A 21,251-nucleotide genomic window follows, 5' to 3' on the forward strand; every position below is an offset into this window, starting at 1 on the left:
AGTGGAGCGACAAATCTTAGTCACGAGGGGAGGGGTTGTCAATGTAGTGTTGTGACCGGTCTGAGCGAGGTGGGCGTCAGGGCGCACCGGTAGGAACAAGCGCGGCGCAACGCTGGCCGCTGAGAATGGCCGATTCCAGATTCGCCGGCCAGCCGGTGTCCGTCCAGGCACCGGCGACGAGAAAATTGGTGAACGGACCATTTGAGAGTGGTCGGCACTGCTGCGTGCTCGGTTTCGTGGTGAGGATGGCCGACGGGAGACGAACGATATCCGCCTCGATGAGCCGGGGCAGTGAGCCGCCGGGAAACGCCTGCTCCATGTCGCCCAACGTCAACCGCACGAGGTCGTCTTTCGATTGCGGCAACAGGTCCGGCTCATCGACCGCCACGGCCCACAAGACGGTCGCCTGCTCGTGTCGTTCTTCGTCCGGATGTCGAATCATCCAATGGAATCGGTTTCGCTCCAAGAGGACGAGTTGTGTTTGCTCGATCGGTTGGGCCAGATGCAGGCGCACGATCACCAGGGACGATTCGCTCAAGCGGCTGAGTTGCTGGAAATAGGCATAGTGCGTCACCACCCGTTCCGGCAACAGCGGCGTGAGCCGGTGATGCGGTAGGGCGGAGATGTACCAGTCGGCAGTGAGCCGGGTGCGATCCGCCAATTCGACGTGGGCGACACGATCTCGGACAAACTGCAGTTGCGTGGCCGTGGTGTTCAGGTGAATCCGGACTCCCAGCCGGTCGAGTCGTGTTCTCAGCGGCGTGATGAGAAAGGTGTCGAGTCCGTGCGGAGGGATGAGTAATTTCGTCGCGCGGGCGCCGGTCAAGAAGCAGCGTCTCAGCGTGCGCATGAAGAGTCCCGCAGACACCTGCGGCAGCGCGGCCCCCAGTAACAGTCGCGCCAGGCTGTTCCATACTCCGTGTCTGGCCTGTTCCGACTGGCCGATGCTTGCGAGCCATTCGTCGGCGACGCGCGCGTCGAGGTCGTTCGGCAACGGAGGGTCCTGTTCCCATGTTCGCTCAAGGAACGAGAGCAGGTGCCACCGGTCCCGCATCGAGAGGCCCTGGAACAGGGTGGTTCCGAGGAGGGTGTTGAGCGGAGAGGGTAAAGGAAGGTGGAGGAATTGGATGCGAGCCCCGGTCGTCTGCAGAAATTCCAGCGGGGTATGCCGAAGCCGCCTGGTGTGGAGGTCTTTGCCCAGGGTCTTGAGGAGAGCCCAGGTCGCATGGTGGGCTTCAAGGAGCAAGGGCGGCGGTGCCTGGCTCAGTCGGCCTCCCACGTGGTCGGCCTGCTCGATCACGGTGACTGAATGGCCGTCGGCGGCAAGGTGTAAGGCTGCCGTCAGACCGGCGATCCCGCCGCCGAGAATCAGCACCGTCCGGCTCATGGAGTCGAAGAGGTAAGACGGGAACGCAACCACACGCCCGCCGCCACAGCCAGCCGGTGACGGGGAGTCAGCGTCACCCGATCACCCAACACGCGGTACCCGGACTGCTCAATCCGCTGCAAGATCCGGCTATACACGCCGCGCATGATTTCCGCCACCGTCAGGGCTCGGCGTTCGGCGGGCGGCAATGAATCGAGCGCCCGCGCCGCCTTGGCGTAAAACTCCTTTGCCCGGTCAACTTCAAACCGCATGAATTCCGTAAATTCAGGTTTGTACCGCCGATGCATGAGATCTTCCTCCCGGTAGGCGAACCGCGCGAGGTCCTCCTGCGGAACATACACGCGGCCACATTCTGCATCGTTTCCCAGATCGCGGAGAATGTTGGTCAATTGAAATGCCATGCCGAGATTGACCGCATAATCCTGTGCGCGCGGAGAGGTGGTGCCGAACACGTGGAGGCAAATCAGTCCCACCACCGACGCGACCCGATAACAGTAGAGGGACAGTTGGTCGAAGGTGGCGTAGCGCGTGCTCGTGAGGTCCATCTCGACGCCCTTGATGAGCTCTTCGAAATAGGCCTGCGGAATGGATAATTCCCGCACATGTTTGGCGAGGCTGATGGTGACCGGAAATGTCGGTGTGCCGTCGTAGGCGGCGGCCAGTTCGCGCCGCCAGCGCACGAGTTCCTCCTGCGGATGACTGCCGGGGGGCGGTTCGTCCACGGCATTGTCCACTTCCTTACAAAAGGCGTAGACCGTGTACATTGCCTCACGACGAGCTTTCGGCAGAAACAGAAAGGAGTAGTAGAAATTGCTCCCGCTCTTCTTGGTGAGGGTCGTGCAGTACGTTTGGGCTTCAGCTGGTGTCATCATCGTGTCATCAGTGTGAGCGTGTTGTCTGGACCGCAAGTCGCTCGACGGACGCGGGGAGGCGGTGCTCAGAACAGGCTGGGTGCAAGATGGTGGCTAATTGCTCCACGCCGTCGATCAGGCGTGGACCCGGGCGGCTAAAATACGAGAGCGCATCAACCAGATAGACCGCTCCCTTCTGAACGGCGGGGAGGGCGTTCCATTGGGGATGGTCTGTCACCAGCGCAAGTTCGGCTTTCGTGCGCGGGATGGTAAATCCGCAGGGCATGAGGACGAGTACGTCCGGTGCAGCGGCCACGAGTGCGTCCCAGTCCAATTTCCTGGAGGTTGTCCCGGCCTGCGCCAGGACATCGAGGCCTCCCGCTGCGGCCACCATGTCGGGAACCCAGTGGCCTGCGGTGTAAAGCGGGGAGAGCCATTCGAGGCAGGCGACTCTGGGGTGCGTTGTGTGGGTGCTGACGTTGGCCCGCACGGTGTCGAGCCTGCGGCGGAGCGCCGCCGCCAACTGTGCTCCGGCTTCTTTCTTCCCGATGGCCGTTCCAATCCTTTCAATATCTCGCAGGACGTCATCGAGCCGGCTGGGACTGAGGGTGAGCATGCGGGGCGACGGCGAGAGCGTGTGCACGACGCGTTCCAATTGAGACGGAGTAATAGCGCAGACATCACACAGAGCCTGGGCGATCAGCAGGTCCGGCCTTGCGGCCAAGAGCCGGGGCTCATCCAATTCATAGAGGCCTCCGTCGGCGGCAACCAGCTCGCCTACCTGCCGGTCGATCTCGGCGCTGGAGAGGTGATGGCCTTCGATGCGCGGGCGTACCATCACCGGAACCTGGGCGAGGTTCGGCGGAAAGTCACATTCGTGGCTGATACCGATCAGATTGTCTTGGCACCCCAAGGCCGCGACGACTTCCGTGGCACCCGGCACCAGCGAACAAATTCTCATGAGCGGCCTTGTGCTGTTCCCCAGAGGCGTGCCTGCAGGTCCGGAAGCCTGGTGTCCGCGAGCGAATGGGTAATGGCATCGGCTTCCCCGAGATCTTGCGCCGTGTGAGTATTGGCGACAGCCAGCACTTTCATGCCGGCGGCGCGCGCGGCTCTGATGCCGGGTAACGAATCCTCAATGACCAGGCAGTCGTTTGGGGAAAGTGCGGATTGGTTCGGTCGTGAGTTCAACCCGGCCATCGCATGGAGGAACGGCTCGGGTGCCGGTTTGCCACGAGTCACATCTTCGGCGCTGGTAATGTGGAGAAACGCCTTACGAAGTCCGGCCTCTTCCAAAATCAATTCGATTTCATGCCGCAGGGCGCCGGAGGCGATGGCGAGCGGGTATCGCGCGGCGGCCTCCTGGACCAACTCACGCACGCCGGGGAAAATGGCGAGATGTTGTTTGACGGCAGCCAGGTAGGCGTGCGCTTTGTGCTCCATCAATTCACTCAGTCGTGCGGGAGAGGTGGGCCGTTGATGCGACTGCAGGGCAGCCAGGAAGCAGCCGCGATCGTCGAACCCGAGATAGTCGGTATAGTACTCTGCTTCGGTAAGAGTGATCTCAATGCCGGCCAGGACTTGCTGCAGGGCGGCAAAGTGCAAGGGTTCGGTGTCGGCGATGACTCCGTCAAAATCAAAAATGATGGCGCGTAGTTCGCTCATGGTCGTGATTCGGGTACCCCCGTGCGTAGTTCCTCGGATGTCGGGCTGTCGGTTGTGTGGGCGCGGCATTATAACAAGCGCATGCCGACAAAAAAAGACGACGGCCCGTTCCGGGGAGGAACGGGCCGTCGGACGAGACCGCACCTGGCGCGATGCGTTCAGCGTTTCAGCCGGAGGCTGCGTTCGGGGATCCAGCCTTTTCGGCCATTCTGAGTTCGTACGGAGTAGACCCAGCCGCGCTTTTGGTGATCGCCGTCCAGGATCGTGAGCGTGGCGCCGGCCAACACCGTCGTGCTGGTCTTGGTTCCTACGGCATCAACGAAGAGCGGGATGGGAGACTTGGGCCTGGTCGGATCGGCGATGACCGTCACCCGTTGGCCCTCTGCATAGAGCGGCCCTGCGACGTAGACGGTCGGCGCCGCAGGCTTGGCGGCCGGTGCCGTAGGCTTGAGGGCCGGCGCGGCGGGTGCCGGTGTTGAGGGCGTAGGCTGGGCAGCCACTGGCGTCGACGGCGGAGCGGGTATCTCAGCCGGAGCCAGTGGAGTGCGGTCGGCCACCACGGGTGGCGCGGGTGGGGCCACGGTTGGTGCAGCTTTCGGAGTCTGTGCTGTGGCCGGTGGCATTTGGGGGGCGGGTGGCGCGGTGTCCTCGTCACCACCCAGATAGGGTTCCACCAGTTGTATCGCCCCGTCGGGATCCATGGCCACATAGCCGATCCCTCCCAACAGGAGGAGCAACAGGATCCAGAGCAGTGGTTTCTTGCCCGACCGCTTGGGCGCGTTCATCGGAGGGGATGGGGGCGACGTCGATTCGTCGAGGTCTTCCTCGGTAAATTCCAGGTCAGGCTCCGGTTGAGTTGCGAAGAGGAGGTGCCAGTTCCCCCACTCGCTGCGTATGGCAGGAATGCCCATCGTTGAAACCATCGGAGGACCTCCTCATTCGAAACAAGAGCGCGGGGCTGTCACTCCGTAGGTACTTATCACCGGCCACACAGCGTGTCAATTTTGTTCAAGAAAACGACAGATTGTCCACAGGGCTTCCATTGTGTGCGAGGGCTTGCAAGTTCGAACATCCTCGTTGCAGAATCGCGCACCACCCGGAGCGCCGAGGCCGATGAAGTCGTATCGAGAAGAACTCTGGTTCGAGACGAAAACCCGGCGCGCGTATCTGAATATTACGGCGCAGGTCGAGGCGGTGGTGCGAAAAAGCGGTGTGCGGGAGGGGATGGTGTTGGTGAACGCCATGCACATCACGGCCAGCGTCTATATCAACGACGATGAGGTAGGGTTGCTGCACGACTACGACAGTTTTCTCGAACGGCTCGCACCGCAAGAGGGGACCTATCGCCACAATGACACCGGTGAAGACAACGGGGATGCGCATCTCAAGCGCCAGCTCATGGGGCGGGAGGTGGTCGTCGCCATTACGGATGGGAAATTGGATTTCGGGCCGTGGGAGCAAATATTTTACGGAGAGTTTGATGGGCGGCGGCGGAAGCGTGTGCTGGTGAAGGTCATCGGGGAGTGATCCGTTGAATGGGATCCGGTGAGGCTGCGCCGACGGGCCCGCCGGTGAGCTCGACGTAGAACCGCATTCGCGCTTGCTACGTTCTGGAAAGTTTGGCAACATGGACAACAGGATGCAGAAAAACCATTCAGCAGGACATCGTATCGACATGGGAGGTCAGCCATGTTGAGTTGGTCACGACCGGATCCGCTCACGAGGGATTTGATCCACCTGATCAACGCCCGTCGCCATGACCACGGAGACACAGATGCCGCGATCGATACGCTGCAAGCCTTCATCGAGCAGGGACGTGAACAGGATTTGTTGACCGTCTTGGCGGCGCTCGATGAGGAGATGGCGGAGTGGATGTTTGATTTGGTGGCGGAGGCCTCCTGCGCCGTCATCATGGACGGGCCGGATGACGATAAGGGCGCCTATGCCCTGATGGCTGCGCTGGAACTCCCGCTCCAAGCTAACTTGGGGCAGCCGCTCGGGTTGAAGATCGACCCCGTGGCGACCGCGGATCTGCTGCATCGACATTTGCAAATTCCTGCCGGTGTGGTGGTCCGGGTGGAGCCCCGACTCCTGACCGATGCGACCCTCGAAGGGTTGACGCTGCAGGCGTTGAATGAACATCTGGTGAGTATCGCGGATTCTCAACGCACTCAGGCGATCGCCTCCCGTCTGTATCCCCCCGTCGAGAACACGGCGTTTCTGTTCTTCCAACTGATCGGTATGCCTGATCCAGGGTTGCCCGATTCATTGGAGGAGCCTGAACGCCGGGCGCTGCTCGAAGGCCTGGTGACGCAATGCGCCGAGTTGGCTCTGGCCCCGGACACGCTGGAGGTGCCCGTCTACGCGTCCTATGCGTTGTTCGATGCGCAGAACGCCGTGCGATTGCACCGGTTGGCCGATGAAACCGCTGCGGTCTGGCGGGATCTTGATCCGATGGTGCGGGCGCGGACTATCGCGCACCTCCATACCCAATGCGGCAACGGGGTGTACATGCCTGTCTGGACCGATCTCTTCGATCCGGAGTTGCCGGAGGATCATGGTCCCGTGTGGACGTCGCCGGACGTGTGGGTATTCACGGCCGACCTTCCAATCGAATGGCCGGGGGAAATGCTGACCAATCGATTGTTGGCCGAAGGGTGCACTCGGTTCGAAAACCACATCGTCGAAGCGCCTGAGAACTGATCGGCGGCGTTCGGAACGGCGTCGATGCGTGTCGCGGTGGTGCAGTATGGAATGGGCAATGGGAAGCCGTTGCCAGGACCCTGCTGATCACCGACAATCGATATCCCATCCCCGAGGAGTTCCTTGGCTGGCCCATCGCGACTTAGCTCCATCGTGATCGTGACGGTCCTCAGTTGTGTGGCCTTGGGCGCGGTCTGGGGCCTCGTGCTGCACACCTTGCCACAAAACGACATCCTGCCCGATCCGTCGCCGCTGTCCCCTCCCTCGCCGCCTGCACCACCTGCGGCATCGATCGCCACGGTTCCGTCTCAGTCGTTACCCGAATTGGCGGCGCAGCCAGTCGTGGTGAAGGACGGGCAGCCGCTCCCTCAGGCCGAGGCGTCGAGACCTTCTCCGGGCGCGTCTTCGGCCCTCATGAAGAATGTGAAGTGCGACATGGAAATTGAGGCGTTGTGTCCGGAGGAGGAAGGAGAGCGCCAGGCGTGCCTGCAGCGCAAAGCGGCGCAACTCTCCGCCCCCTGCCGACCGATGTTGCGGGAGCGGTTGGTGCGGATGAAAGGGGAGAGGCAGCAGTTGCGCGTGGCCTGTGAAGCGGACCGGAAGCAGTTCTGCCGAGACGTGCCGCTAGGCGGTGGGGCGATGATGCAGTGCCTGGAATCTCATGCGCAGGAAGTTTCTGACCAGTGCTTTCAACACTTGCCGAAACGGGGCCGGTTGCTCAATTAGCGCGCCACGGGGCTCTTCCGGTCGCGCAGCAAGAACCGCATCGTGATCCCGGCCACTTCCACGACATCCCCGTTGCGAAGCGCATGTTCTCCCTCAATGTGGCGGCCGTTCAGAAGAATACGTTTCCCGCTCTCCGTCTGGCTCACCATATATCCCTCGCCTCTCCGGCTGATGGCCGCCGCGGTTTTCGGTGCAAACCAGCCGGTCATGGTGATCACGGCATCGTCCTGCGCCCCGACCAATGAAATGTGTTTGGTCAGAGGATACTGCGAGTGGCTGGTTTTGCCTGAGAGAATCTCCACCACGCCGACCTGCGGTTCAGGTGCCGGGTTGGTGACGGATGAGGCCTCGGAGACGACGATCGTCTTGTCGGCCGTCACGATATCAATCGCTGCCAGTGTGTCTGCCTGCGCCGATTGACTTCCTCGAAAGATGAGGCGATGTGTCCCCAGGCGGATGCTGTCGGTGTCTTGGAGCTGCCGCCGCTCGATCTTGTGCTCGTTGACAAAGGTGCCGTTCGTGCTGCCGAGATCCTCTAGAAACATCACTTCCTGAACTTTCACGATGCGCGCATGGTGCCCGGACACCGCGACATCCTCCAGGCACAAGTCATTGTCTGTCTTCCGCCCGATGGTAAAGGGCGTGTGGGACAGGGCAATCTCCCTGGTGCCGCTGTGCGGCGATTTCACGAGGAGCGTGTGGGGCGCAGGGTGGTGCTGTGACATGGTCGTTCCTTAGTCGGATTCCGTTTGAGGTGACGTAAACAGGCGGCCAGAAATACGATTCCATAGACCCGGTGCGCGTGGTGTGAGGCGTGCGACGATGACGGTCGTATTGTCGGTGCCACCGGCGGCGTTCGAGAGGGCAATGAGTCGGTCGGCGGTGGCCTGCGGATCGGAGGACTCCTGCGCGACGCGCAGGATGGTATCGGCGGACACTCCGGCGGTCAGCCCGTCGGAGCAGAGGAGGAGGAGATCGCCGGGCAAGACAGGCAGTTCTCCCAGCTCGACCTCCACCAGTGGCTGGACTCCGACGGCCCGAGTCAGCACATGTTTGTGGGGCGCATGCGCGGCAGCAGGTGCGGTCAGGAGTCCGGACTGCACCTGCTCCTGGACCAGGGTGTGGTCCCTAGTCAAAAGCTGCAGTGCGCCGCGGCGAATCAGATAGAGGCGGCTGTCACCCACGTGGGCGATGGAGAGGATCGATCCCACGAGCCAGGCTGCCACGACGGTGGTGCCCATGCCGGTGTATTCGGCATGCCGCGCGGCTTCCTGATGCACGTAGTGGTTCGCCAGGCGGATGGCGCTCGCGAGTTGATTGGTGGTGGACGAAAATTCAGGCCGCTCGGCGCCGATCAGCGGAAGCGACGGGTCGGCCTGGGCTTGAGCCAGGTGTCGAGAGATGCGGTCCACGGCGTGACGGCTGGCGACTTCCCCCGCTCGGTGGCCGCCCATCCCGTCACAGACGACGAACAGGCCGGTCGCAGAATCGGCATGGAAGCGGTCTTCATTCTGCTGGCGGATCAGCCCGATATCCGAACTCGCTCCATGTGTGATGTGCAACGAGTGCATGGAGTGGCCTATCGAGGCATCACCTGAAAGACGTCCCGTAGGTCTTGCGCCATGTCGCTGGCATGGCGATACCGGTTGGGAATGTCTTTTTGGAGTGCGCGATCCACGATTGCTTGGACACGTGAGGGAAGATCGCGGCGGTATTTGAGCAGCGGGGCATGCGGAGCTTTGGCGATGCGTATGACGAGGGCGGCCATGTTCTCGGCGTCGAACGGACGTTCGGCGGTCAACAGCTCGAAGAGCACGACACCGAGAGAAAACACATCGGATCGGCCGTCCACCTCTTTTCCCGTGGCTTGTTCCGGCGACATGTACCGCGGGGTACCCAGAATCATGCTGGTCTGTGTCTTCGAGGCGCTGGCCATCTTGGCGATGCCGAAATCCATCACCTTCACGAGTCGGTGTTTCAGAATCATAATGTTCGAGGGTTTGACATCGCGGTGGACGACGCCTTGGCTGTGGGCATAGTCCAGCGCATCGGCGACGGTGGCGACGACCTGCAGCGCCTGTTTCGCGGGAAGGATCGTCGTCTTCTGGCAGTAGCCGCTGAGCAAGGTGCCCTCCAGATATTCCATCGCGATGTAGGCCAGGCCCTCTTGCTCCCCGGCGTCGTAGACCGTGACGATATTGGGGTGCGAGAGCCGCCCGGTCGATTCGGCTTCACGAAAGAACCGGTCGCGGAATTCTTTGAGCTCGTGTTCGTTCTCGATGTCGTCCAACCGCATGGTCTTGATGGCGACGTGGCGGTGGATCGTCGGGTCTTTTCCCAGGAAGACGACGCCCATGGCCCCTCGACCGAGCTCTTTCACGACCTGATAACGCCCAAGCGTGCTGGGCACTGCGGTCCCGGTGCGCAGGGCAATGGGGCCGGTGGCGCGGGCCGGGGTTGGAGTGCTTTCGTTGGCGGGTGTATGGGCCTCTTCCGTCGCATCGGCTGGTGCCTCCTCCTCCTCAAGCGGACGACGGCGTGGAGGCCCGGTGAAGGCTTGCGTCAACGCCTCGGCATGACGGACCCAGGCAAACGTCAGCCAGGTGGCCGCGCCGATCAGGCCGCCGGTAATCAGCCAGTTGTAGAGCGGTTGTTTGGGAGGGCCAAGCACAGGAATCCCGTGGGCATCATAGGCACGTGAGGCCACGAGGACGATGAGGAGACCTGCGGAGGGAAACAGAATGGCACGAAAAAACGTTTGGCCCTTCCCGTTGTCGTCGAGGTCCTGTCTGGCTCGGGAGGCGGCCAGCCAGATCATGAACAGGCAAATGCCGTCGGCGAGTAATCGGACGGCCTGTGCCGCATTCATCCCCAACGGCGGGATGAAGCTGTGCGTGAATAGCGGAAGGGTGGCCAACAATGGCCCCACCAGAATCGCAAGGATAATAACGATTAGATACGGGCCGATCCAGCCCCAGGATGTGGTCATGTGTTGGAGTCGCGTGGTGCCTGAGCCTCAGTGTAGCGGAAGGTCTTGGTGTGTCAACGAAACGAGGGAATAGTGCAGCGTGAGACGAGGCGAGGCCTGCCCTGGGGGACGGACGAGTGCCGGCCGAGTGGAACGGGCGAGACGCCTCAGTCTGTGGGCACGTGTCGGGGGGTTAGGCGGTGGTCGCGGCTTTTCTGAGCGGATCGAGGAGTTTCTCGGAAACCTTCAACTGACCCCGTCCGATGCCGACCTCGATATCGGGCTTGGTCACGCCGTGGAAATCGCTTCCTCCGGTCACGACGAGGTCGCACTGCTTCGCCAACTCCAGGTACTCGGTGGTTTGGCTGGGCGTGTGCGTGCTGTAGTGCACTTCGATGCCTCCCAGGCCGGTGACTTTCAGGTCACGGACCAGGGTGCGCAAGCCGTCTGCCGACGTTCTGACCCAGGTCGGGTGCGCCAGCACCGGCACCCCGCCGGCCTCACGAATCCATTGCACCGCCTGGGCCGGTAGCGGCAATTCACGATCGACGAATGCCGGCCGGCCGTTGGCCAGATAACGGTCGAAGGCTTCTTTAGCCGAGGTGACGAATTTCTTCTCCATCAGGAGGCGGGCGATGTGGGGGCGGCCCACGGATTCCGTGCCGGCCAGTGCCCGGACTTCCTCATAGGTAATCGGGATGCCCAGCTCGTTGAGCCGTTGGACGATCTTCGGGTTCCGCGTATGGCGGCTGTCCCGCAAGCTGCTCAGGCGCTGGGCCAGGAGCGGATCGGTCCAGTTCAAAAAATAGCCGAGGATATGGAGTTCGCTCTCGCCGAGGCGCGAACTGATTTCGACGCCGGGGACGACCTCGATGCCGAGTTCGGTCCCGATGGCGGTGGCTTCCGCAATCCCCGCCACGATGTCGTGGTCGGTGATCGCGAGCGCGGTCACGCCGGCCTGTTTGGCGAAGGTCATCACCTCACGGGTGGAAAAGCTGCCGTCCGAATGAGTGGTATGGAGGTGAAGATCAATGCGGCTCATCGTGGTATCTCAGGCCCCGCTTTCTGCGCGACTAAGCGCGCGGTGTAACATGGCCCGTCGCCATGGCCGTCATGTTCACCCTCATCGTAATGCAGCACACGAAGAGGGGCGGTCAGTCTGAGGAGTTCGTTGTGCGCCAGACAGAATTCCCATCGGCGCGGATGCTGATAGCGGAAGTAGTTCTCGATGCTGAAGGTTTCGTAGAGCAAAAGGCCGTTCGGTTTCAGGGCGTCCATCAGCACAGGGAACAGCGGACGATGCAAATAAAAAAAGACCACGATGGCATCATAACATTCTTGGCCCAAACTCGGAGGATGGTCGGGCTTCTCTTCCAAATCGAGTACCCGGGTGGTGAGGCCCGAGAGGCCTTGCGTCGCCGCGGCCGTTTCCAGCGCCGCGAGCGCCTGCGCGTCTCGATCGATCGCTTCGACCTGTAGGCCGTGAGACAGGAGATGCAGGGCATGACGGCCACGGCCTGCGGCGACATCCAGAACCCGACCTGTGGGGAATCGTCCCAGTTGCTGTGTGAGAAACGGGGCAGGAGTCGGTCCTGTGCGCGGAGTAGGGCGGGCGACCCGCGTGCGTTCGAACCGGACGCCGACCGACCCGGCGACCATGGCGAGCGGCGCGTGGAGCTTGCGGATCCACATGTGTATCCGATCGACCGGGAATTCGGCGAACAACATGGCGATCAGCTGTTCCGCCAGGGACTCTAACAGCCGGCAGGTCAGCGAACCGCCGAGCGCGACGAGGCGCTCTGCGACCTGGGCATAGTCGATGGTCTCATCGAGGCGATCTGACAGTCCGGCGGCGTCCAGCGCGGCTTCCAACTCAAGATCGATCGCGATCTGTTGTGGTTTGCGGCGTTCCTCTTCGGTGACGCCGCAGCGGCCGTAGAATTCCAATCGTTCGATGATGATGCGCTGCGCCATGGCGGCATTGTCGTGGATGGACTTTCGGACTGTCAAGCAAGGTGGGGGACGCGGGAAGGAAGAGCCTATGGCTGATGGCGTATAGCTGATAGCAAAGACGCCAGGACGAGAGCCGAACGACGCGTCGATCCGGGAACCGTAAGGCGTGAAAGGTCACACGTGAAGCGTGAAAGGTGAACGTCAGACATGAAAGATCCGGACGAGAGACGAACGACGTTTCACGAGCGACGCGCAAGCCGGGCGGATCGAGGAAAGAACCGTTGAGGGGATATGGATGTTCGTGATGCGCTGTAGGAGGCGCGCGCCGGTCAGGCGCAACAGCTCCGCCAGTTGAGCCACGGTCGCTTCGTCGGTCCGGCCAAGGCGCAGCTGCTTCAGGTCCGCTGTATACACGGCGCGGCGCCGCCAGGTGGCATGAATGGCTGCGGCCGCCACGATGGTGAGGAGCAACGGGTTCGAGGGGATGGAGAACAACCAGCGCCACCACTCGTAGAGCGCCAGCGCCACGAGGCACAAGGGCAGCGAGAGGACATCGCCCCATGCCGATTGGAGCCGCTGGATCTGTTCCTCCACGGATTGACCGGTGAACCGACGTGGCGTCAGTTGCAATGGTGTGCGACGGTTTTTCGAACCGAACCATCGTGAGGGGAGAAACTTCCCAAACATCCCACAGTCCTCCTGTCGTGAATAAGCACACGTCTCGAAGGAATTGTAGGGCAGGTTGGGCATTCGGAGTAGTAAAGACTGAATTTCTGCAGGAGGCGCGCGAGTGTGGCGCACGCTGTACTCTAGCAGGCTGCAGAAAAACTCGATGGCTACGTAATACATTACGATCCACTCATACGTCCTGCGCCGTGTCGATTTGAGAGTGTCCCGCAGGATGCGCAAAAAGGACGTCCAGCAAGGCCGCAGCAAGCGAAGTGGCGAATCGTACTCGCGTCGTACGGTGAGCCGCTGAGCGCCGCGAGAACGCTGCTGGCGGACTTTTTCCGCATCCTGCTAGGTTAGTGGTCGTTTCGTCCACGGAGCGTGAGCACCAGATAGGGCGTGAGGTAATAACAGACGACCGAGATGATCACGCCCGACACCGCGCCGATCAAGCCGCCCAGATACACGCCGACGAAGGGGAGAAGGAAGACGAGGAGGATCATCGCCACCGCGATGGGTTTGTGCCTCTCATAAAAGGCGGTGCGTTGCGCCGCGGTGAGCGAGTTGGAAAAAGACAACGGAGGTGGACCTGCCATGGGATCGCGCCTATTCCATTTTGTTCGGATTGCGTGTATGAACGAGGGGCACTGATATCGACAGGGTCATAGGCATTCATTTACCACGGGAGGGTGGGTATGGCGAAGGGCATGCAGCAGAAAAAGACGGCTAAGAAGAAACCTGCTAAGACGCTCATGGAGAAGCGCGCCGAAAAAAGCGCGAAGAAGGGTCGCTGATCCGGTTCCGTTGGGGCCTCACTGCCGCCTCATGATGGCGGCTCCCGCCTGTGTGACCGGGAGAATGTCGAACACCGCACTGTCTCGGTGACGCAGACGGGCGGCTGTCCGTCGGGCTCTCTTCGTTTGCGTCACCTTAACGAAGTTTCTGCAGAACTCCCTCCGCGACGACGGCGTTCGGATCGCCTCTCACCATCAGATCCTTGTCGCTGAAGTGAGCCGTCGAACTGGTGGTGACGCGCATCTTCAGGCCACCGGGAACGAGGGTATACTCGAAGAGGGCGGCTTCCTGCCGTTGATCCAGATAGCCCTGACTCGCCCGCTCAAAGGAACCGACGATACCGACCGACAATCGCCCCTGCCCCTTGTCGACACGCTGCACGATCATCCGTTGCACGCCGCCGCCTGGCGGGACGTATTCCACCGTTTGACCCGCGTGCGACAACTCCACCTGCCGCGTCAGCCCCTTGTTGTTGGTGTACGAGTAGAGGGGAAAGCCCTGCGGACTGAAGTCGATCTGTACTTCAGCCTGACTGCCGTCGGCGCTGCTGAGCAGACCCTTCCATGCGCCAGTCAGGTCCGCCGCGGCGAGCGTGCCTGAATACCCCAGCCACAGCACGATCACCACGATGCCGAGGAGTTGCTTCAGGCTCATGCGCGTCGCCTCCCGGGAGATGCGCTCCCTGCGAACGTTCGTCAGACCGAGAACGGCTGTTGCCTCAAGAACCGGGCGACGGCTCCGAGCGTAAACAGATTGGGTGTCTGGCTGGCCGGCAGTCCCGCACGGATGGCGGCGTGGAACTTGGCATAGTTCCCGCTGTAATTCCCATGATTCCAAACTTTCAGCAACTGTTCGGTGAACGCCCCGTTCTGCTCGCCATCCATGGAGGTCTGGTTATCCTGGCAGCCTGAGATCAGGATCACGGATGGTTTGAATGCCTTCGCGATGGCCGTCAGGCGCGGACTCACGGCCAGTTGGGCGAGCACACTATCCGGATCTGCCACAGAGGCCTTGCCGGCAACTTTGGCGACGCCCTGCTGCAAGGTGTCGTAGAACTTCCGGTGCTCGCGATAGGTGCGGAGGCCGACGGAGATCGGCATCATTTTCGAGCGCCCGACCGATCGGCCGGGATCGAATTGCGGGGGCATGTTGCGGGTGACGGTGCCGCTGTGGCAGCTGTCGGACAGCACCAGGATGCGCACGCCCGCCGCGAAGCGGCTCAATTCGAAGTACAACTCATCGTCGATCAGCTGGCCGTCGAACAGGCACCAGGTTTCGTCTTGCTTGTCAGATTCCTCACCTGTGACATCGGGGATCTGACCGCCGTGGCCCGAATAGGTCAGAAAAAAGAAGTCGCCTTTCCGCAGTGTCTTGGCGGCTTTGCGCATGGCGGCTAATGTCTTGGCTCGCGTTCCCTGCTTGGTCAGCAGCAGGGTGGCTTTCAGGCCGCGCGAGGTGGCGATCGCCGCCATGTCCTTCGCATCGAACTCACAGGCCGCGAGGTCGCCGCTCCAGCCACCATAGGCGGCGGGGCTCACGGCGTTCAGGCCGATGTGTAAGGAGAGTCCCTTCGGTTTGCTGTTGGATGACGAGGTGGTCTTGGCCATACGTACCTCCGTGGTCGGTGAGAAGCGATCAGAATGAAGTCGTTGATGTCAAAAGATGGCGGTACGGTAGTCGTTACCACGCAATCTGTCAACGGAGAGCATGCGGCAAATACTGGTATTTGAAGCGACCCGCGGCAGGGTGAACGTCACAGCGTTCTCTCCATCCATCGCATCCCCCAACCGGATGAACCGGAATAGAGCCAGTGGGGAGCAGGGCCAGACGGAAGAGGTTTCGGCCAGCACACTACCTAACCTATCTTTGCTGCCTCCTGAGTCTAGGTAGATGTGAGTTGTTCCGGGGATAGTCGCCAACACATCGGGAGGGCGTAACCCTCACGGTTCCGCCTCTTCGATGGCCTCGACTGATTCCTTCAGTGCGGTGACGAACGCCTCCGGCGCGGCCAACGCCTGCTCCGTCAGTTGGAATTCCGACACCAACACCCCATCTTTATCCACGACGATCAACCGATATCCCTGTTTCACGATGACTCCTTTCGAGGTAAAGTCCGCGTCGTTTCCAGAAACGAGAGCGTCGAACGAATGCGTCACGGCTATCTTACAAGGAAGCCGGCTGCGATGCGATTCGCAGGAGCCGGGGATGAAATCTAGGTTTTCTTTCGACATTGCTGGTAGGATAACCGTAACCCGGATGATTCCTAACGGTTCGTTACGAAACCGAGGAGTCGCATTGCGAGCCCGCCGCAGACGCGCTCATGCAAGATTCGGGTGAGGTTTCAGACTGTTCTCACGTTCCATAGAAAGGACGTATCGCTTGAATACCACTAAATTGATGGCTGCATGTCTTGTGTTGTCTTTGGTCGGCGTGCCGACCATTTCCTTTGCGAAGGCGCGGGGTGGATCGGGGGGTGGGTTCTCCAGCGGGTCGCGCGGCGGTAGCTCTTCGGGCAGCATGGGCAGTCGCGGGTCACGCACCTATCAGGACAACGGCGCGAAGCCGATCGAGCAATCCACGACCGCCAGGCAGGCCACGAGCCCGCCGCCTTCCGTGGCCAGCGGTCCGGCCTCGACGGCCAGGCCGACGCCTGCTGCGCAGCCCTCGTGGCTGCAGCGCAATCCCCTGCTCGCGGGTATTGCCGGCGGTCTCGCCGGATCATGGATCGGTCATATGCTGTTCGGGGCGACCGACAGCAGCGCGCGGACGAACGAAGCGGGTGAGCTGGTCGGAGACAACGGTCAGGCCGGATCGTCCGGCCCGAGCGGGATGTTCATTTTACTGCTGTTGATGGGAGCCGGGGCGCTGTTTTTCTATATGCGATCCCGCAAGCCTGCGGTGGCGCCTGATTTCTCGGGCATCACACGGAGCCGCGCGGCGAGTAGTGGAACCCTGCTGGAAGATGCGCCCGTGGCGACGCTTCGAACGGCCACGATCGATAGCGAGATCACCTCAGCCGACAAGGCTGACTTCCAGCAATCGTTGACCGATATTCAAACCGCCTGGGGTAAGCAGGATCTGTCCGTCTTGCGCCGCCTGGTGACGCCGGAAATGCTGGAGTATTTCAGCACCGGCCTGGCCGAACTGACCAGCCGGGATCAGGTGAACCGTGTGGAGGATGTGGTGCTGCTCCAAGCTGAAGTCCGGGAGTCGTGGCTTGAAAACACGGTGCAGTACGCGACGGTCAGCCTGCGTTGGAGTGCCCTGGACTATACCGTGTCCTTGTCAAAGGCCGCGGGGGACGCTGGGTATCTCATCGAAGGCAGTGCGGAGAAGCCCATCGAAACGACCGAGGTCTGGACCTTTATGCGGTATCAGCATGGTAAGTGGTTGCTGTCCGCGATTCAGCAGGTGGCGTAAGATTGAGTCGAGCGGTCCCCGGTGGGGACAGCGCGAGATAGTTGGATACGGGGGCGGTCACGCAGGTGGCTGCCCCCGTTTTGTTTCCGATGAAGGACGGCATAGACCATCCAGCGGTGCCGTTTCCCCGAACGTCATGCAGCCCTTTCCTGAACGTCCCGACAAGAGCCCCCAGCAGACCCGCTTGCTTGAGAGATCGCACGACGGCTCCACGTCTCGGGCATCGTGCGATCACTTCATGATGACTTCACCACCTCTTCGCCGAATTTTCATGATGGCCGTTGTACCGTTTCTTTGAACGTAGAGCGGGCGGCTATCCGACTGCCCGCAAGGCCCCCTCAGAACCATAGATTCATCGCAGCGCCCATCGCTGACCCGTCGATGACTCGCGTGCGCCGTCGCCGGCACCGGCGAGTCTGAAGTGCACGTCTCCGGCTGGATCGGACAAAGGGAACACACAATGCGGATTGGCCACATCAGCCCGTTTTGGGAACAGGTTTCAGTCGAGAGTCAGCACCCACAAGGCGGAATGATTGTCCATTTGACGGAGCAATTCACCCGGCTGGGACATGACGTGACGGTGTTTGCCAGCGGGGACAGCAGGACAGCCGGGACTGTAGTCCCGGTCGCTCCTTTTTCGATGCGGTCGTATCCTGCCCCCAAGCGCCATCTTGCGGAGGCCTTGGCGATGCTCGCACTGGAGAAAGCGTTTGCCACGGTGCCGTCGTTCGACATCATCCACGTGCATTCGGGCCTGTCCTGTTTGCCGTTGATGCGTCGTAGCCCGATTCCGATCGTTGCGACGGTGTATGAATCTCTGGATGTCCCTGAAGTCATCAGGGTCTATCGTGAGTTTAAGGAGCTGGCCTTGATCGCGATGTCCGCGGAGCAACTCACCCACGCGCCGGATTTGAATTGGCAGGCCGTGATTCCGTATGCGGACATGCGTGAGGCGAAGAACGGCCCGGCGGCCGTGGCGAAGATTGCGCGCACGTATGAGGCGGTATATGAGTGGCGCGCACTCGGTCTTGACCGCCCAAACCGCGCGGCTCCTCACCTGCGTCCTGTCAGGAGCCTGAACGGTGGCAGGGTTGAACAGGGATCTGTCGCGACATTTCCATACTAATGCCGGCCGGTCGGCGAGCGCCTGCCGGGCTCGCCGATCGTCGCGCGTTCTCAGTTCCCCTGGGCGCCGTCTTCAGGGGATTTCGTGCTCACGCATCCGAGTCTCTCTTCCCCTAGGACCCTCTCTCTGATCGATTAGGGCCAGGCTGATGTATTAATATGATGGTGAGGGCCTCCGTGGTGGGGGCCTCACCGTTGTTCATTTTTTTCACCGTCCGGCCGGTTCGGAGCACCGATTGCCATGCGTATTCTTCTCGTCGAGGATGATTCCGATCTCGCGCAATTTATTCGGAAGGGGCTGAAGGAGGAACGGTATGCGGTGGATGTCGCTTGTAATGGCGAGCAGGGGTTTGAGCTCGGCATCGCGAATCCGTACGACCTGATGATCCTGGACATCATGCTGCCGGTGCTCGACGGCCTGTCGCTCTGCCGTCGTCTGCGCAGCACCGGTGTGACGGCGCCCGTCTTGCTGTTGACCGCGCGCGATACGGTGCAGGATAAGGTCTCTGGCCTGGATCTGGGCGCCGATGACTATTTGACGAAACCGTTTGCCTTCGCAGAACTCCTCGCGAGAGCGAGGGCGTTGTTGCGGCGCGGCGGGCCCCCGCTGCAGACGCGGTTGACGGCCGCCGATCTGGAGCTGGATCCGGCGACTCACCGCGTGTGCCGGAACGGCACTGAAATCGCACTGACGAATAAGGAGTATGCGCTGCTCGAATTTCTCTTACGCAACAAGAATCGTGTGCTGACTAGGACCGCCATCATCGAGCATGTGTGGGACATCAGTTACGATCCCATGACGAATATCGTGGACGCGCATATCCGGTCGCTGCGTGCGAAGATGGATCGCGACTTTTCTCCCGTGTTGATTACGACCGTGCGGGGTGCCGGCTATATGCTGGAAGATGAGGAATCCGGACGGTGAATTCACTGGGACGGTTGATCCGACGGACGGCCGTGATTTTGATGGGAGGGCTGCTCCTCGGTTTTTCGGCGCTGATCTATATCGGGGGCGAAACGCTGCTGAACGGGTATGTCGATAGACGGTTGCTCGAGCTGGCGGAAACATTGGGACGCATTATCGAGCAGCGACCGGACGTGATCCGTGGGGCCAGTGATGAATTGGTCGTATTGGGGGAGAAAGGCCGCAGCCAGGAAGAACAACATGAACTCCGGGAGGGCGCGCATAGCGTCCGGATTCTGTCGATCGACGGACAGCTCCTGTGGAAGGGGTCCGATGTCGTGCCTCGCCCTCCCGTGCCGGAATCCCTCCTCGCACAGGTCAAGCAGGGCCAGACCGTCTTCGATGTGGTCCGTTTGCGCGAGGGGGCCCCTGTGCGCCGCGTGTCTATCCCGGTGCCCAGGCGCGGCGAGGTCCGCTATATTTTGCAAGCGGAGGAGTCGCTCCACTTTTCACAGGAAACGCTGAAGGGGCTCGCGATTCTGCTGGCGCTCGGGTCGGGCCTCGTCATCCTGGTGGCGTGGGCCCGCAGCGCCTGGATCGCGCGGACGGTTCTGACGCCGATCAGTCTGTTGAGCCGGCGCGCGGAAACCATGTCGGAAGCGGATCTGGGCGAGCGATTATCGCTCGATTCTCCGTTTCAAGAGTTCCACCGCCTGACACAAGCCTTTAACGCCATGATGGACCGGTTCCAGAAGAGCTGCGAAAGCCAGCGCCGGTTTGTCGATTATGCCGCCCACGAAATGCAGACGCCGCTGACCGTGTTGCAGGGGAACCTGGAAGTCGCGCTTCAAAAGGCCAGATCCACGGAGGAGTATCGTGAGGCCCTCATCGGGAATCTGGAGCAGGTGGAGAAACTGATCGCGCTGGCGCGGGCTCTGCTGACGCTCACCAAGGTGACCGGCGATCGGCCGCCGTTACAACTCGCTCCCCTCGAACTGGAACCCTTGTTGCAGGAACTGGTCCTCGAGTTGAAGCTGCTGGCCGATGACCGCCAGCTCTCGCTCTCCCTCGATGTCGTGCCCGTCCCCACGATTTCGGCGGATGAGCAGTGGTTGAAACAGGCGCTGATCAATCTGCTGGACAATAGCCTGAAGTACACGCCGCCCGGCGGTTCGGTCACGGTGCAACTCCGCCGTTCCGATGACTCGCTGGAGATTGCGGTCCGAGACACGGGTCCCGGAATCGAGGCGGAACATGTGCCGTTCCTCTTCGATCGGTTCTATCGGGTGGACAAGGCCAGGGCACGGGAGTCCGGAGGGATCGGCTTAGGGTTGGCTATCGTCAAAGGAATTGTCGAAGCCCACGGGGGGACGGTGTCCGTCGACACGGAGCCGGGTAAAGGGTCGCAATTTACCATCCGTTTGCCGCTTGGCCGCCAGCCGGACAGCCTGGCGTCATCCTGACGTGACCACGTATTTCAATCCGTCCTAGCCCGCATTATTCATGACGGTTCGTCGCGAAAGTGCGGAGTCGCAAAGCGAGACGGGCGCGCGGAGTCGTGAGGGAGGAAGGCATCCTTGAACAGGATGTCGACCGACCGAGCGGCGAGCCCGCCCGCCGACAGGCTGGTCGCAGCTGCGAATCCGCGATTGCAGCAGAAGCGCTCATGAATAATTCGGGCTAGCCCTTCTTCCTCGCCCGAGCCGGTCGCGTCACCGTCCCGCGCTCGACCGACACCAGCGACTGCGCGTCCGTGATCGCCTCCAGCAGCGCATTGCGTTCCTTGTCCAGCTCTTGCACATAGGGCACGCCGTTGACGAACTGTTCCGCGGCATCCAGCAACGTTCGCAGGGCTGCAGCCATCGGGTCCTGTGGAGCGGGATGGGCCGGTGTGGTGGCCCGGGAGAGGGCGCGCTTTCTTCTGGGCCCGACATAGAGTTGCGGGGCAGTCGGGTTATCTTTTTCCAACTCGGGTCGTCTCGATCTCGCCATTGTTCCTCTGTTCCTCCTGCCATCAAATACCGATGTGTGATCGATACACTGTACTCGATCCGGGGTCGCGATTGCATCGGGACTCCCGCACGA

At 61.4% G+C, this 21,251-nt stretch carries 23 protein-coding genes; 7 read left to right on the forward strand and 16 right to left on the reverse strand.

Translation table 11 applies throughout. From position 1 onward, the window contains the following. Positions 1–76: 76 nt before the first annotated feature. The 5 genes from V9G17_16315 to V9G17_16335 all read right to left on the reverse strand — a co-directional run bounded on the left by V9G17_16315 (position 77) and on the right by V9G17_16335 (position 4,826). A complete protein-coding gene (locus V9G17_16315) occupies positions 77–1,420 on the reverse strand; it encodes an FAD-dependent oxidoreductase (protein MEI2754159.1) in 1,344 nt (447 codons plus the stop codon). Next, on the reverse strand, positions 1,384–2,259 hold the full coding sequence (gene hpnD, locus V9G17_16320; GenBank protein MEI2754160.1) for a presqualene diphosphate synthase HpnD: 876 nt from the start codon (positions 2,257–2,259) through the stop codon (positions 1,384–1,386). Before hpnD ends, V9G17_16315 begins: the two co-directional genes overlap by 37 nt. A 7-nt stretch (positions 2,260–2,266) precedes the next feature. Beyond that, positions 2,267–3,199 carry a cobalamin-binding protein gene (locus V9G17_16325; protein MEI2754161.1) on the reverse strand — a complete coding sequence of 311 codons (933 nt, stop codon included), beginning with the start codon at positions 3,197–3,199 and terminating at the stop codon, positions 2,267–2,269. Beyond that, positions 3,196–3,903, reverse strand: coding sequence for an HAD family phosphatase (locus V9G17_16330; GenBank protein MEI2754162.1), 708 nt, complete (start codon positions 3,901–3,903; stop codon positions 3,196–3,198). Before V9G17_16330 ends, V9G17_16325 begins: the two co-directional genes overlap by 4 nt. Positions 3,904–4,061: 158 nt before the next feature. Next, a complete protein-coding gene (locus V9G17_16335) occupies positions 4,062–4,826 on the reverse strand; it encodes an SH3 domain-containing protein (GenBank protein ID MEI2754163.1) in 765 nt (254 codons plus the stop codon). 190 nt (positions 4,827–5,016) lie between these two features. Between V9G17_16335 and V9G17_16340 the strand changes: the two genes are divergently transcribed. The 3 genes from V9G17_16340 (at position 5,017) to V9G17_16350 (ending at position 7,332) form a co-directional block, all read left to right on the forward strand. Continuing rightward, on the forward strand, positions 5,017–5,430 hold the full coding sequence (locus V9G17_16340; protein MEI2754164.1) for a secondary thiamine-phosphate synthase enzyme YjbQ: 414 nt from the start codon (positions 5,017–5,019) through the stop codon (positions 5,428–5,430). Between the two features lie 162 nt (positions 5,431–5,592). Then, a complete protein-coding gene (locus V9G17_16345; protein ID MEI2754165.1) occupies positions 5,593–6,606 on the forward strand; it encodes a hypothetical protein in 1,014 nt (337 codons plus the stop codon). A 123-nt stretch (positions 6,607–6,729) separates the two neighbouring features. Beyond that, on the forward strand, positions 6,730–7,332 hold the full coding sequence (locus tag V9G17_16350) for a cysteine rich repeat-containing protein (GenBank protein ID MEI2754166.1): 603 nt from the start codon (positions 6,730–6,732) through the stop codon (positions 7,330–7,332). Here V9G17_16350 and V9G17_16355 read toward each other — a convergent pair. The 10 genes from V9G17_16355 to V9G17_16400 all read right to left on the reverse strand — a co-directional run bounded on the left by V9G17_16355 (position 7,329) and on the right by V9G17_16400 (position 15,807). Further along, entirely contained in the window at positions 7,329–8,057 is a 729-nt protein-coding gene (locus V9G17_16355; protein ID MEI2754167.1) for an FHA domain-containing protein, read from the reverse strand. The two genes, V9G17_16350 and V9G17_16355, sit on opposite strands and share 4 nt — an antisense overlap. 9 nt (positions 8,058–8,066) lie before the next feature. After that, complete coding sequence (locus V9G17_16360; protein MEI2754168.1) at positions 8,067–8,903, reverse strand: Stp1/IreP family PP2C-type Ser/Thr phosphatase; 837 nt, start codon at positions 8,901–8,903, stop codon at positions 8,067–8,069. 8 nt (positions 8,904–8,911) lie between these two features. Further along, on the reverse strand, positions 8,912–10,321 hold the full coding sequence (locus V9G17_16365; GenBank protein ID MEI2754169.1) for a serine/threonine-protein kinase: 1,410 nt from the start codon (positions 10,319–10,321) through the stop codon (positions 8,912–8,914). A 172-nt stretch (positions 10,322–10,493) separates the two neighbouring features. Further along, positions 10,494–11,342, reverse strand: a complete 849-nt coding sequence (locus V9G17_16370) for a PHP domain-containing protein (protein MEI2754170.1) — start codon at positions 11,340–11,342, stop codon at positions 10,494–10,496. Then, positions 11,339–12,274, reverse strand: a complete 936-nt coding sequence (gene folB, locus V9G17_16375; protein ID MEI2754171.1) for a dihydroneopterin aldolase — start codon at positions 12,272–12,274, stop codon at positions 11,339–11,341. Before folB ends, V9G17_16370 begins: the two co-directional genes overlap by 4 nt. Before the next feature lie 180 nt (positions 12,275–12,454). Then, entirely contained in the window at positions 12,455–12,940 is a 486-nt protein-coding gene (locus V9G17_16380) for a hypothetical protein (GenBank protein MEI2754172.1), read from the reverse strand. Between the two features lie 338 nt (positions 12,941–13,278). Next, complete coding sequence (locus V9G17_16385; protein ID MEI2754173.1) at positions 13,279–13,518, reverse strand: hypothetical protein; 240 nt, start codon at positions 13,516–13,518, stop codon at positions 13,279–13,281. Between the two features lie 334 nt (positions 13,519–13,852). After that, positions 13,853–14,371, reverse strand: a complete 519-nt coding sequence (locus V9G17_16390) for a hypothetical protein (GenBank protein MEI2754174.1) — start codon at positions 14,369–14,371, stop codon at positions 13,853–13,855. Between the two features lie 41 nt (positions 14,372–14,412). After that, a complete protein-coding gene (locus V9G17_16395) occupies positions 14,413–15,324 on the reverse strand; it encodes a caspase family protein (GenBank protein ID MEI2754175.1) in 912 nt (303 codons plus the stop codon). Positions 15,325–15,657: 333 nt separating this feature from the next. Beyond that, on the reverse strand, positions 15,658–15,807 hold the full coding sequence (locus V9G17_16400; protein ID MEI2754176.1) for a hypothetical protein: 150 nt from the start codon (positions 15,805–15,807) through the stop codon (positions 15,658–15,660). 289 nt (positions 15,808–16,096) lie between these two features. On the opposite strand from V9G17_16400, the gene V9G17_16405 reads away from it, so the two are divergent. The 4 genes from V9G17_16405 to V9G17_16420 all read left to right on the forward strand — a co-directional run bounded on the left by V9G17_16405 (position 16,097) and on the right by V9G17_16420 (position 20,629). Then, positions 16,097–17,137, forward strand: a complete 1,041-nt coding sequence (locus tag V9G17_16405) for a TIM44-like domain-containing protein (protein ID MEI2754177.1) — start codon at positions 16,097–16,099, stop codon at positions 17,135–17,137. 460 nt (positions 17,138–17,597) lie between these two features. Further along, positions 17,598–18,263 carry a glycosyltransferase gene (locus V9G17_16410; protein ID MEI2754178.1) on the forward strand — a complete coding sequence of 222 codons (666 nt, stop codon included), beginning with the start codon at positions 17,598–17,600 and terminating at the stop codon, positions 18,261–18,263. Positions 18,264–18,503: 240 nt separating this feature from the next. Then, positions 18,504–19,187: a response regulator transcription factor gene (locus V9G17_16415; GenBank protein MEI2754179.1), complete on the forward strand. Its 684-nt coding sequence runs from the start codon at positions 18,504–18,506 to the stop codon at positions 19,185–19,187. Continuing rightward, positions 19,184–20,629 (forward strand): ATP-binding protein, encoded by a 1,446-nt coding sequence (locus V9G17_16420; protein MEI2754180.1) that lies wholly within the window; start codon positions 19,184–19,186, stop codon positions 20,627–20,629. Before V9G17_16415 ends, V9G17_16420 begins: the two co-directional genes overlap by 4 nt. A gap of 217 nt (positions 20,630–20,846) precedes the next feature. On the opposite strand, the gene V9G17_16425 is transcribed toward V9G17_16420, so the two are convergent. Then, positions 20,847–21,158: a hypothetical protein gene (locus V9G17_16425; GenBank protein ID MEI2754181.1), complete on the reverse strand. Its 312-nt coding sequence runs from the start codon at positions 21,156–21,158 to the stop codon at positions 20,847–20,849. Positions 21,159–21,251 lie beyond the last annotated feature (93 nt).

The sequence above is a fragment of the Nitrospira sp. genome (assembly GCA_037045225.1).
In the GTDB taxonomy this organism is placed as follows: Bacteria; Nitrospirota; Nitrospiria; order Nitrospirales; family Nitrospiraceae; genus Nitrospira_A.

Bases quoted from the DNA above. Each gene is read 5' to 3' on its own strand.
- hpnD (MEI2754160.1), bottom strand. From the start codon at position 2,259: ATGATGACACCAGCTGAAGCCCAAACGTACTGCACGACCCTCACCAAG.
- V9G17_16325 (MEI2754161.1), bottom strand. From the start codon at position 3,199: ATGAGAATTTGTTCGCTGGTGCCGGGTGCCACGGAAGTCGTCGCGGCC.
- V9G17_16330 (MEI2754162.1), bottom strand. From the start codon at position 3,903: ATGAGCGAACTACGCGCCATCATTTTTGATTTTGACGGAGTCATCGCC.
- V9G17_16335 (MEI2754163.1), bottom strand. From the start codon at position 4,826: ATGGTTTCAACGATGGGCATTCCTGCCATACGCAGCGAGTGGGGGAAC.
- V9G17_16340 (MEI2754164.1), top strand. From the start codon at position 5,017: ATGAAGTCGTATCGAGAAGAACTCTGGTTCGAGACGAAAACCCGGCGC.
- V9G17_16345 (MEI2754165.1), top strand. From the start codon at position 5,593: ATGTTGAGTTGGTCACGACCGGATCCGCTCACGAGGGATTTGATCCAC.
- V9G17_16355 (MEI2754167.1), bottom strand. From the start codon at position 8,057: ATGTCACAGCACCACCCTGCGCCCCACACGCTCCTCGTGAAATCGCCG.
- V9G17_16360 (MEI2754168.1), bottom strand. From the start codon at position 8,903: ATGCACTCGTTGCACATCACACATGGAGCGAGTTCGGATATCGGGCTG.
- V9G17_16365 (MEI2754169.1), bottom strand. From the start codon at position 10,321: ATGACCACATCCTGGGGCTGGATCGGCCCGTATCTAATCGTTATTATC.
- V9G17_16370 (MEI2754170.1), bottom strand. From the start codon at position 11,342: ATGAGCCGCATTGATCTTCACCTCCATACCACTCATTCGGACGGCAGC.
- folB (MEI2754171.1), bottom strand. From the start codon at position 12,274: ATGGCGCAGCGCATCATCATCGAACGATTGGAATTCTACGGCCGCTGC.
- V9G17_16380 (MEI2754172.1), bottom strand. From the start codon at position 12,940: ATGTTTGGGAAGTTTCTCCCCTCACGATGGTTCGGTTCGAAAAACCGT.
- V9G17_16385 (MEI2754173.1), bottom strand. From the start codon at position 13,518: ATGGCAGGTCCACCTCCGTTGTCTTTTTCCAACTCGCTCACCGCGGCG.
- V9G17_16390 (MEI2754174.1), bottom strand. From the start codon at position 14,371: ATGAGCCTGAAGCAACTCCTCGGCATCGTGGTGATCGTGCTGTGGCTG.
- V9G17_16395 (MEI2754175.1), bottom strand. From the start codon at position 15,324: ATGGCCAAGACCACCTCGTCATCCAACAGCAAACCGAAGGGACTCTCC.
- V9G17_16410 (MEI2754178.1), top strand. From the start codon at position 17,598: ATGCGGATTGGCCACATCAGCCCGTTTTGGGAACAGGTTTCAGTCGAG.
- V9G17_16415 (MEI2754179.1), top strand. From the start codon at position 18,504: ATGCGTATTCTTCTCGTCGAGGATGATTCCGATCTCGCGCAATTTATT.
- V9G17_16425 (MEI2754181.1), bottom strand. From the start codon at position 21,158: ATGGCGAGATCGAGACGACCCGAGTTGGAAAAAGATAACCCGACTGCC.